General features: G+C 68.0%; 11 protein-coding genes. 4 read left to right on the top strand and 7 right to left on the bottom strand.

Annotated features, from left to right (window positions below; translation table 11 throughout):
- Window positions 1–85: 85 nt before the first annotated feature.
- Complete coding sequence (locus QLH51_RS00370; protein WP_125654928.1) at window positions 86–979, bottom strand: bestrophin family protein; 894 nt, start codon at window positions 977–979, stop codon at window positions 86–88.
- Window positions 980–1,060: 81 nt separating this feature from the next.
- Here QLH51_RS00370 and QLH51_RS00365 point away from each other — a divergent pair, with 81 nt between their 5' ends.
- Window positions 1,061–2,629, top strand: coding sequence for a lysine--tRNA ligase (locus QLH51_RS00365; protein WP_125654930.1), 1,569 nt, complete (start codon window positions 1,061–1,063; stop codon window positions 2,627–2,629).
- Window positions 2,630–2,895: 266 nt separating this feature from the next.
- Here QLH51_RS00365 and QLH51_RS00360 read toward each other — a convergent pair whose 3' ends face one another.
- Both QLH51_RS00360 and QLH51_RS00355 read right to left on the bottom strand, forming a co-directional pair.
- Window positions 2,896–3,759: an LOG family protein gene (locus QLH51_RS00360; protein WP_125654932.1), complete on the bottom strand. Its 864-nt coding sequence runs from the start codon at window positions 3,757–3,759 to the stop codon at window positions 2,896–2,898.
- Between the two features lie 60 nt (window positions 3,760–3,819).
- Window positions 3,820–4,512 carry an extensin family protein gene (locus QLH51_RS00355; protein ID WP_125654934.1) on the bottom strand — a complete coding sequence of 231 codons (693 nt, stop codon included), beginning with the start codon at window positions 4,510–4,512 and terminating at the stop codon, window positions 3,820–3,822.
- 218 nt (window positions 4,513–4,730) lie between these two features.
- On the opposite strand from QLH51_RS00355, the gene QLH51_RS00350 reads away from it, so the two are divergent.
- The 3 genes from QLH51_RS00350 to QLH51_RS00340 are packed head-to-tail and all read left to right on the top strand — an operon-like array spanning window position 4,731 to window position 6,707.
- Window positions 4,731–5,384, top strand: a complete 654-nt coding sequence (locus QLH51_RS00350) for a GntR family transcriptional regulator (protein WP_125654936.1) — start codon at window positions 4,731–4,733, stop codon at window positions 5,382–5,384.
- Between the two features lie 43 nt (window positions 5,385–5,427).
- Window positions 5,428–6,282 carry an SGNH/GDSL hydrolase family protein gene (locus QLH51_RS00345; RefSeq protein WP_125654938.1) on the top strand — a complete coding sequence of 285 codons (855 nt, stop codon included), beginning with the start codon at window positions 5,428–5,430 and terminating at the stop codon, window positions 6,280–6,282.
- Window positions 6,282–6,707 (top strand): c-type cytochrome, encoded by a 426-nt coding sequence (locus QLH51_RS00340; RefSeq protein WP_125654940.1) that lies wholly within the window; start codon window positions 6,282–6,284, stop codon window positions 6,705–6,707. Before QLH51_RS00345 ends, QLH51_RS00340 begins: the two co-directional genes overlap by 1 nt.
- 53 nt (window positions 6,708–6,760) lie before the next feature.
- Here the strand turns inward: QLH51_RS00340 and ribA are convergent, their stop codons facing one another.
- From ribA to glpX, 4 genes are all read right to left on the bottom strand, one after another.
- Window positions 6,761–7,822 (bottom strand): GTP cyclohydrolase II, encoded by a 1,062-nt coding sequence (gene ribA / locus QLH51_RS00335; RefSeq protein WP_125654942.1) that lies wholly within the window; start codon window positions 7,820–7,822, stop codon window positions 6,761–6,763.
- On the bottom strand, window positions 7,819–8,613 hold the full coding sequence (locus QLH51_RS00330; RefSeq protein ID WP_125654944.1) for an exodeoxyribonuclease III: 795 nt from the start codon (window positions 8,611–8,613) through the stop codon (window positions 7,819–7,821). Before QLH51_RS00330 ends, ribA begins: the two co-directional genes overlap by 4 nt.
- Before the next feature lie 292 nt (window positions 8,614–8,905).
- Entirely contained in the window at window positions 8,906–9,538 is a 633-nt protein-coding gene (locus tag QLH51_RS00325; RefSeq protein WP_206428829.1) for a LolA family protein, read from the bottom strand.
- 329 nt (window positions 9,539–9,867) lie between these two features.
- Window positions 9,868–10,827 carry a class II fructose-bisphosphatase gene (glpX, locus tag QLH51_RS00320; protein WP_125654946.1) on the bottom strand — a complete coding sequence of 320 codons (960 nt, stop codon included), beginning with the start codon at window positions 10,825–10,827 and terminating at the stop codon, window positions 9,868–9,870.
- Between the last annotated feature and the right edge of the window lie 106 nt (window positions 10,828–10,933).

Below are 10,933 nucleotides of genomic sequence, written 5' to 3'. Positions count from 1 at the left end.
CGAACTGCCTTACCGCCACGCGCTCGGGAACGGAAGTGGAACGCGCCGGATCCATCCCATATCAGGGGGAGGATTCAGCGCGCACTCACCACAGCACGCCCTTGACCGGTTTGAGCGGTTCGGGCGCCGGATCGCCGATCGCCTGCAACAGGTCGATCTCGATCGTCCGGCACATCGCGGTCAGCGGCAGGTCGTGCACCGTATCGGCGAACGGATCGGCCAGGTCTTCGCCGATCTGCAACACGGCGAGGAACATCAGTCCCGCCAGCCCGGAACCCAGCGGCGTGGCGATGCCCAGCGTCTCGACCAGGCCGATGGGCAGCACGACACAGAACAGCCGGGTGAACAGCGACGGCAGGAAGCGATATTGCACCGGCAGCGGCGTGTTCTTGATCCGCTCCATGCCACCTTGCGCATTGGCGATGTCGATCATCACGCTTTCGAGGCTGGTCTGCTGGATGCTGTCGATCCAGCCGCGGCGCTGCGCCTCCGCGACGCGCTCGCCGGTCCCGTCGAGCAGCCCGTTGGCGACGTTTGTCCGGCCCAGCGGATCGCCCGCCTCGTCCCGCGACAGGAAGCGGTGGACCTCGTCCTTCGAATCCTGCCGCCGCAACTGGCAACGCAGCGCGTGGACATAGGCGATGTGGCGCAGCACGATCGACCGCTTGAGATCGCGCTTCTGTCCGCTGTCCTCCGGCCCGATGAACGCGATCGCGGCACGCGCCAGGTTGCGCGACGCGTTTATCATCAGGCCCCACAGCGATCGGCCCTCCCACCAGCGCGCATAGGCCGAATTGACGCGAAAGCCGAGGAACAGCGCCAATGCCGAACCGAACAGCGTCAGCGGCAACGATGGTGCCTTGAACGGCCATACGAGGAAGATGACGGTGACGATCACGTCCCAGATGAACAGGCCCAGTGCGGGCTTCCAGACTTCCGAAACGATGCGGGACAGGCGGGGTGCGTCGGATACGATCATCGACCACGCCTACGTCCAGCGCGGCAATAGGTTGCATCGCAACAGGTGGAAATTATGCGCCCGACCGCGTATCGGAAAGCGATGACCGACCCCGATATCCGCGATGCAGCATTGGTTTCAAAGGCTTGGCCGTATGAAGAGGCGCGCAAGCTCCTGAAGCGCTATCCCGACGGAAAGCCGGGCGGCGCGCCGGTCCTGTTCGAAACCGGTTATGGGCCGTCCGGTTTGCCGCATATCGGCACGTTCAACGAAGTGCTGCGCACGACGATGGTGCGCAAGGCGTTCATGGAACTGTCGGACCAGCCGACCCGGCTGATCGCGTTTTCGGACGACATGGACGGCCTGCGCAAGGTGCCGGACAATGTGCCGAACGGCGACCTGCTGCGCGAACATCTCGGCAAGCCGCTCAGCGAAATCCCCGATCCGTTCGGCACGCATGGCAGTTTCGCCGCGCACAACAACGCCCGGCTCCGCGCGTTTCTCGACCAGTACGGCTTCGACTATGAATTCGCGTCGTCGACCGACTATTATCGGGGCGGCCGGTTCGACGATGCGCTGCGGAACGTCCTGCGCAACATGGCTGCGATCCTCGACATCATGCTGCCGACGCTGGGTGCCGAACGCCGCGAAACCTATTCGCCGGTGCTGCCGATCTCGCCGACCAGCGGCATCGTGCTGCAGGTGCCTGTCGAGGTGCTCGACGCCGACACCGGCATGGTGGCGTTCATGGACGGCGACACCCGCGTCGAACGATCGGTCCTGTCGGGTGGGGCCAAGCTGCAATGGAAGGTCGACTGGGCGATGCGCTGGGCGGCGCTCGGCGTCGATTACGAGATGGCGGGCAAGGACCTGATCGATTCGGTCACGCAATCGTCGAAGATCGCCCGCGTGCTGGGCGCACGCCCGCCCGAGGGCTTCAATTACGAGATGTTCCTCGACGAACAGGGCCAGAAGATTTCGAAGTCGAAGGGCAACGGCCTCAGCCTCGAACAATGGCTGACCTATGGCCCGCCCGAAAGCGTCGCCTTCTACGCATATCGCGAACCGAAAAAGGCCAAGCAGCTCCATCTGGGCGTGATCCCGCGCGCGATCGACGAATACTGGCAGTTCCGCGCCAACTATGCCGGCCAGCCGGTCGAACAGCGGCTCGGCAACCCGGTCCACCACATCCATGGCGGTCCGCCGCCGGCCGAGACGCTGCCGGTGACGTTCGGGTTGCTGCTCAACCTCGTCGGCGTGATGGGCGACGCGACCAAGGCGCAGGTGTGGGGCTATCTCGCCAACTATGTCGCGGATGCGTCGGCCGGGCGTTATCCGGCGCTCGACGCGCTGATCGACCATGCGCTGGCCTATGTCCGCGACGTCGCCGACAAGCCCGAGCGCCGCGCCCCGACCGGGGTCGAGCGCGCCGCGCTGGAACGGCTCGATGCCGACCTCGCGGCGATGCCGGCGGACGCCACGCCCGAGGATATCCAGAACGCGGTGTACGAGATCGGCAAGACCGCCGGGTTCGACAGTTTGCGAGACTGGTTCAGGGCCTGCTACGAAACGCTGCTCGGCACGCCCCAGGGCCCGCGCATGGGCAGCTTCATCGCGCTCTACGGCATCGACAATAGCCGGAAACTGATCGCGGAGGCACTGGCGCGGTAGGGGCCGGGGCAATCCCGGCGATGCCGTTCGATTGTCGTCATTCCCGCGCAGGCGGGAATCCTTAGCCGCCGAGGTTTCGGCTCGATTCGCGACGACAGTGCATATGGACTCCCGCCTGCGCGGGAGTGACGCGGTTGGCGAAGGAGAGGGGGAGCCCCCGGAATCGTCACCCCAGCGCAGGCTGGGGTCTCCCGCGGCTCCTGCGGTGCCCTCTTACACGGAGACCCCAGCCTGCGCCGGGGTGACGTTGGGGCGGGAAGAGCCCCCTACTTCCGCTCCTCGTAGAACGTCTTCACGACATTCCACCCTTCCTCCGCCGTCTCGACGAAGGTGATGAGGTCGAGGTCGCGGGCCGAGATCACCCCCTCTTCGACCAGCGCGTCCCAGTTCACCACCCGCTCCCAGAATTCGCGGCCGTAGAACAGCACCGGGATCGGTTCGATCTTGCCGGTCTGGATCAGCGTCAGCAGCTCGAAGCTTTCATCGAACGTGCCGAACCCGCCGGGGAACACCGCGACCGCGCGGGCGCGCAGCAGGAAATGCATCTTGCGCAGCGCGAAATAGTGGAACTGCATCGACAGCGCCGGGGTGACGTACGGATTGGGCGCCTGTTCGTGCGGCAGGACGATGTTCAGCCCGATCGATTCGGCACCGGCCTCGTTCGCGCCGCGATTGGCGGCTTCCATGATCGACGGGCCGCCGCCCGAACACACGACGAAGTGCCGCTTGCCGTTGACGTCGTTGGGAAACTGGCTGGCATGGAACGCCAGTTCGCGTGCCACGTCGTAATAATGCGCCTTGGCGACGATCCGTTCGGCGATGGCGCGCGATGCGTCGTCCTGCGCCAGGTCGAGCAGCATCTCGGCCTTGTCGGGCTCGGGAATGCGCGCCGAGCCATAGATGACGAAGGTCGAGGCGATGTTCGCCTCGTCGAGCAGCAGCGAGGGTTTCAACAGCTCCAGCTGGAACCGCACCGGCCGCAGGTCCTCGCGCAACAGGAACTCCATGTCCTGGAACGCCAGTCGATAGGCGGGGTGTTCGGTCTGGGGGGTCGACAGCTGCGCGCGGGCCGCTTCGGCTTCCTGCTTGGCCCCGCGGAACACGCGGGACGGTACTTTTGTATCGGTCATAGGTGACAGGGTTGTAGGCACGGCCGCGAAAACCGGCAAGCGGGATGCGTCGGTGGCAGATCAGCGGCACAATGGCCGCCCGCCCATGTCGAAATGAAAATGGTTGTGGTGCGCGGCGTTGTAGTCGGGACCGAGCGTGGTGACGAACCGCTTGCACGCCGACCGGTGGACGATGCGCAGGAATTCGCGGACCTGCGGGTCGGCGCTGTTCCAGTCGCGTTCCAGCACGATCCGCCGTCCGTCGGCCAGCGTGAAGCCGCCGATATCGATCGCGTTGGCAAGGCCGTGTTCGGACACCCGCCCGGCCGAGCGCGCACCGCCGCCGATGATCCCGCGACAGGCATAGGTGCCGTAGCTGTCGATGCGCGTCACCTCGCTGCCCAGTATCTGTCGCGCGGCGGGGCGCACGCCGTGGCGGACCCAGCCGACCAACGCACGGGCGGCGGGGCAGCGAATCGCCTTGAGACCGTTTACCGGCACGCCGATGTCGAGCAGCTGCACCGCGCCCAGCACGACGCAGCCCGACCCGTAATCGCGGTCGGGCAACGGGCTGAAACGGACATCGGCCTTCGACAGGTCGGCGAAGCATTGCTGCGTATCGCGCGAGGTGATCGTCGGCAGCGTCACCGGCCCGGGTGGCCGCGGGGCTGCCGGCCGGGCACGCGGCGGCGGTGCCGCGCGGCGGTCGTCGCCACCGACGCAGCTCGCCAGAATCAGGCAGCAGGACAGGAGCAGCCGGCGCGGCAGGGTCATCGGATGGCCGGCTCCCACGTCGCGTCGCGACCGGCAAGCGGCGATGCGACGGATCGTGCTTTCCCCCGGTGGAACACGAATAAGGTAACCGCTGTCACGGAAAGGATTGCTCGCACTAGTAGTTTTTGAATATGTACTACTTTCGTATGACCCGGCAGCGGGTCGCCATCCTCACCTCCACGTTCCGGCAACGGACCGCTTCGCAAAGGGAATGCAGCGTGACCATCGTCGTTCGAACCCTGTCTGACCGTGTGTTCGAGATCGTGCGGGAGCGGATCGTCAGCGGGGCGCTCGCCGAAACCGTGCCGATCCGGCAGGACGCGCTCGCCAGCGAATTGGGTGTCAGCAAGATCCCGCTGCGCGAGGCGCTGGCGCGGCTGGAACAGGAAGGGCTGGTCGCCGGACAGGCGAATCGCGGCTATACCGTACGGCCGATGTCGGCGTCGCAGGCCGACGAGATCTACGAGCTGCGCCTCGCCGTCGAACCCAGTGCCGCCGCCTATGCCGCGCGCCATGCCGACGACCGGTACCGCGCGGCCGCCGTCGAGGCGTTCGAGCGGATCGGGGAGGGGGCGGGCGACGACCTGCTCGACGCCGCGGCACGCAACCGGGCGTTCCATGCGGCGCTGGTCGCCGCGGCCGGGCGCGACCTGACGATCGAGCTGGTGCAGCGCCTGTCGGTGCTTGCCGAACGCTATGTGGTTGCACATCTGCGTCCCGCAGGCCGCAACAACCGCGCCCACACCGAACACCGCGCGCTGCTCGACGCGTGGCTCGCCCGCGATGCCGATGCGGTGCGGGCGATGCTCACCCGTCACCTGCTGATGACGATCGAGGACCTGCGCAGCGAATTCGCCGCCGCTGCCGCCTGACCTGCGGGTGGGCGGGGTGCGATCGATCGGGTAGGGGGTGCCCATGGTCCGTTTCGTCCTCAGCCTCTTCGCGCTGTCGCTTGCCGCCGCCCCCGCCGCGGCACGCGACATCCTGTTCGTCGGCAACAGCTTCACCTTCGGCGCGGGCTCTCCGGTCGAGCGCTACCGACCCGACAGTGTCACCGACCTGAACGGCGAGGGGATCGGCGGCGTGCCGGCACTGTTCCGTGCCTTCGCCGAACAGTCCGGGCTCGACTGGACGGTGTCGCTCGAAACCTCGCCGGGCAAGGACCTGGCGTTCCACTATGCCCGCAAGCGCGCCGCGATCGACCGGCGCTGGGACGTGGTAATCCTGCAGGGCTATTCGACGCTCGATGCCGAACGTCCGGGCGATGCCACCCGCCATGGCGAGGCGGCGGGAAGGCTCGCGGCATTGGTGCGGGCGCGCAATCCGCAGGCGTCGGTGAAGCTGGTCGAAACCTGGTCGCGCGCCGACCTGACCTATCGCCCCGGCAGCCGCTGGTCGGGCAGGCCGATCGTGGCCATGGCGCAGGACCTGGCCGACGCCAACCGGCAGGTCGCCCGGACCACGCCCGGCATCGCCGGTACGATCCCCGTCGGCAGCGCGTGGAACCGCGCGATCGCGCGCCGGGTGGCCGACGCCAATCCTTATGACGGGATCGATCCGGGCAAGCTCGGCCTCTGGGCCGACGATCATTATCATGGCAGCAGCGCGGGCTATTATCTCCAGGCGCTGACGATCTTCGGCAGCGTCACCGGCTACGACGTCCGTCGGCTGGGCACCGGCGAGCGCGCCGCCGCCGACCTCGGCCTGACCGGCGATCAGGCGGTGGCGCTGCAACGGATCGCGTGGAAGACCCTGCGCGCACACCGTTGATGCGGGTCGTGGTCGCGGCGTTGTTGCTGGCGGGGTGCGGCGCTGGCGACGGTGATCGCGCGGCCCGGCTGGCCAGTGCCGGTCCGAACCCAGACCTGCCCGCGCTGCTGCGCGCCGCCGATGTCGGTGCCGGGCGGCGGGCATTCGGACAGTGCGCCGCCTGCCATACCATCGGCAAGGGGCGGCAGGCGCTGGCCGGCCCCAATCTGCACGGCATCCTCGGCCGCGCGGTCGCGGGAGATCCGCGCTTTGGCTATACCCAGGCGCTCAAGGACCATGGCGGGCGCTGGGACGATGCGCGGATGGACGCATGGCTCGCCGCGCCGATGCAGGTGGTGCCGGGCACGCGCATGGCGTTCGCCGGCGTGCGCGACCCAATGGAGCGCGCCGACCTCATCGCCCATCTCCGGTCGGAGAGTCGGTAGGCGCACCACTCGCCCGATACGTCACCGGCCTGCGCCGGGATGACGCTCGCATCCTAAAACTGGTGGCCGGTGCGGTTGCGTTTGGTCGCCAGATATTCAATGTTGTGCGGGTTGGGCGGCAGGTGATGTGGCACCCGTTCGACCACGGTGATGCCGGCCGTGGCCAGCCCCGCGACCTTCGCCGGGTTGTTGGTCAGCAGGCGGATGCGGTCCTGTCCCAGCAGCGTCAGCATCCGCCCGGCCACGCCGAAATCGCGCGCATCGATCGCGAAGCCCAGCCTGATGTTCGCATCGACCGTATCGAACCCCTGGTCCTGCAAGGCATAGGCGCGCAACTTGTTGACCAGCCCGATGCCGCGCCCTTCCTGCCGCAGGTACAGCAGGATGCCCCAGCCAGCATCGGCGATGGCATGGATCGCGGCATGCAGCTGCGGCCCGCAATCGCATTTCAGGCTGCCCAGCACATCGCCGGTCAGGCATTCGCTGTGCAGCCGGACCAGCGGTTCGCGCCCGTCGGGCTGGCCGATGACCAGCGCGACATGCTCGCCCGCCGCATCGGGGGTGCGGAACGCCACGATCTGGCTGTGTTCGGCTCCGGCGACCGGCAGCTTCGCGCGCGCGACGATGGTCAGACGGTTCGCATCCTCGTGCGCGTCGATCGCCGCCGGCGTGATCGTCACCTCCGCACCCGTGCCCCCTGCGACGAACGCCGGCAGCAACCCGGCGATCCGCGCAAGGCGCAGCGCGGCGGCGGCGGCGAGCGGGGCGGGCGAGTCGATCCCGCGGAACGGCCCCTTCATCGGCGTGGCGAGGTCGAGCTGCGGATCGGCCAGCGCGGTCGCGGCGGCGAAGTCGGTCCAGCGCTCGCGCCGGATCGACACCGGCTGGTCGGGCTCGGCCGCCGCGCGCTGGTTGACGATGCGCAGCGTTTCCGCGCGGCCGAACGACAGCAGAACATGCGCCGTCCCCGCCGGATCGAACGCATCGAGCCGGGTCGCATCGGCGGTCTCGATCGGCAGCAGCGTCAGCGGCGGCTCGCCCGGCGCATGGATCGCGATGGCCCAGCCGCGGCGCAGGGCGTCTATCGCACGGGCAACGTCGCGGGTTTCACTCAAAACCGGAACTCCGTGACGATCGGGATATGGTCGCTGGGTTTGAGCCAGCTGCGCGCATGTTCGTACACGCGGTGCGCGGTCGCGCGGGCGGCCACGTCGCGGCTGGCCCACATATGGTCGAGTCGCCGCCCGCGGTCCGACGCCGCCCAGTCCTTCGCGCGGTAGCTCCACCAGGTATAGAGCCGCGCCGGTGCGGGCACGAAATGGCGGCCGAGATCGACCCAGTCGTTCGCCGCCTGCAACCTCGCCAGCGCCGCGACCTCGACCGGCGTATGGCTGACGACGTCGAGCAGCTGCTTGTGGCTCCACACGTCGCTTTCGAGCGGGGCGACGTTGAAGTCGCCGACCAGCAGCGTGGGCACGCCCGCCAGCCCCGCCGACCACGTCGTCATCCGCTCCAGAAAGTCGAGCTTCTGGCCGAATTTCGGATTCACCTGCCGGTCCGGCACGTCGCCGCCCGCCGGGATATAGACGTTCTCGATCCGCAGGCCGTTCGCCAGCCGCACGCCGATGTGGCGCGCCTCGCCATTGGCCTGCCAGTCGAACCGGTCGTCCTGCGCCAGCGGCACCTTCGACACGACGGCGACGCCGTGATGCATCCGCTGCCCGTTGATCGCAATGTGCGTATAGCCCAGCCGGCGCAACGGATCGTGCGGGAAGTCGCGGTTCTCGACCTTCGTTTCCTGCAGGCACAGGATGTCGGGTTGCGCGTCGCGCAGGAACTGTTCGACGATGTCCATGCGGAAGCGGACCGAATTGATGTTCCACGAAGCGACCGAAAGCGTGTCCATGGCGATGCCTGTATCGTCGTCAGCGCGGCGGCGCCAGATGGCGGGCGGCAGGCCGGACCGGCGCCGTGGGGCCGGACATGGAAAGGCCCCCGCTCCGGGGGCATGGAGCGAGGGCCGACCTAGCGTTGGTCACGCAGGCGGGCGTTGGAGACCCGGGCAACAGGGGGGAAAATCCCGGACGCGCCCCAACGCCGCGTCAGCAGCAATAGGGCCGCGAACCTGTCGCCAACATGAACGCATACGGTTTTCTTGAAATTCCGTATTCGATTGGTCGCATTCCGACCACGGATCGTCAGCGCCGGACGCGGCGCGGTTCGTTGAAGCGGAACGCGCTGTCGGCGACGGGCACGTTGAAGCGCTGGTTGGTCAGCCGCACCGTCGTCCGGTTCGCCTGCGCATCGAGCGCGACCCAGCCTTGCAGCATCAGCCCGGCGGGGGCGGAGGGCTGGCGGGCGAAGATCATCGTGATCCGGCCATACTCGGGACGCTTCGGGTCGTACGCCTCGACGCTGACGATGCGCGGATCGTTCGACGGCACGACCCGCGCGAATTTCGACGCATCGCGTTCGGGGTTGAGCAGGATGCCGAGCGGCGAATTGCCGATCGGCCAGCGCTGCTTCTGTCCGACCTGATAGTCGAGGAAGTAGAGCGACTTGCCGTCCGACACGAGCAGGATCGGCACGTTCTTTTCATACTGGAAACGGATCTTGCCCGGCTTCTTCAGCGTGAGCTGTCCCGACAGGACGCGCCCGTTGCGGTCGGTCTGGGTGAAATCGGCGGTCATCGTCTGCGTCGCGGCCAGATGGCGCTGGACCGACGCGAGGTCGTTCTGCGGTGCCTGCGCATGCAGCGCGACCGACGCGGAGAAAGCGAGCACGGGGGCGAGCGCGAGGGCGATCGGGCGGATGGGACGTCTCCAGGTCATGCAGTCGGGGTAGGTTCGCGCCATTGAACGCGGGGTGAACCCGCGGGTTGCGTGGGGCGCGCCGTAACGCTCGGCTCGCACCTTCCCCGACGTCGTCATTCCCGCGCAGGCGGGAATCCATATGCGCCGCCGTCTGTGCAGGGGTCGCGACCCTTGGCGTCCATTGATCCCCGCCTGCGCGGGGATGACGGAAGTTGGAGCGTCGCGCTACGCAATTAGCGTACCCCGGCGCAGTCCGGGGTCCAGGGCTTCACCCGCAGCGTTGCGTTCGTGGCCCTGGACCCCCGCCTTCGCGGGGGTACGGCGTCCGTGGGGCTCGCTCCCGACCCTTACAGCCGATGCTCGCCCTTCACCCAGCGCACCGTGCCCGAGCTGGCGCGCATCACGACGCTTTCCGTGGTCATCTTGCCGGCGAGGCGCTTGACGCCGGCGAGCAGCGAGCCGTCGGTGACGCCGGTCGCGGCGAAGATGCAGTCGCCGCGCGCCAGTTCGGTCAGGTCGTACTGCTTGTCGAGGTCGGTGACGCCCCATTTCGCCGCACGGGCGCGTTCGTCGTCGTTGCGGAACAGCAACCGCCCCTTGAACTGCCCGCCGACGCAGCGCAGCGCCGCGGCGGCCAGCACGCCCTCGGGCGCGCCGCCCTGACCCATATACAGGTCGATGGTGGTGGCCGGGTCGCTGGTCGCGATGACGCCCGCGACGTCGCCGTCGCCGATCAGCATCACGCCGCAGCCGACCGCGCGCAACTCGGCGATCATCGCCTCGTGGCGCGGGCGGTTGAGGACGCAGACGATGATGTCGTGCGGGTCGACGCCCTTGGCCTTCGCGATGGCGGTGACGTTCTCGGTCGGCGACCGGTCGAGATCGATGATCCCGTCCGGATAGCCCGGACCGCAGGCGATCTTGTCCATATACACGTCGGGGGCGTTCAGCAGGCCGCCCTTTTCGGCGATCGCCAGTACCGCGAGGCTGTTCGGACCGGCGGTGGCGCAGATGGTGGTGCCCTCCAGCGGGTCGAGCGCGATGTCGATCTCCGGTCCCTTGCCGATGCCGACCTTCTCGCCGATGAACAGCATCGGCGCCTCGTCGCGCTCGCCCTCGCCGATCACGACGGTGCCGTCCATGTAGAGCTCGTTCAGCGCGGCGCGCATCGCCTCTACCGCGGCGGCGTCGGCAGCCTTTTCGTCGCCCCGCCCGACCAGCGTCGATGCGGCGATCGCCGCCGCTTCGGTGACGCGCACCATTTCGAGGACGAGCACGCGGTCGAGGGTGTTGCTGACAGGCTGCATGGGTCGAAGCTCCTAGCCGTTAAACGGATTAAACGCGCGATAGGCGACATGGTCTTGCCGGGCAAGTCGCCTCGTAGGATAAGTGGCGCCTATCGTTCCCGGAAGG

The organism is Sphingomonas sp. 2R-10, assembly GCF_030062225.1.
In the GTDB taxonomy this organism is placed as follows: Bacteria; Pseudomonadota; Alphaproteobacteria; order Sphingomonadales; family Sphingomonadaceae; genus Sphingomonas.
Note: the sequence above shows the minus strand (reverse complement) of the source record. Positions and strands in the feature narration are given on the sequence as shown.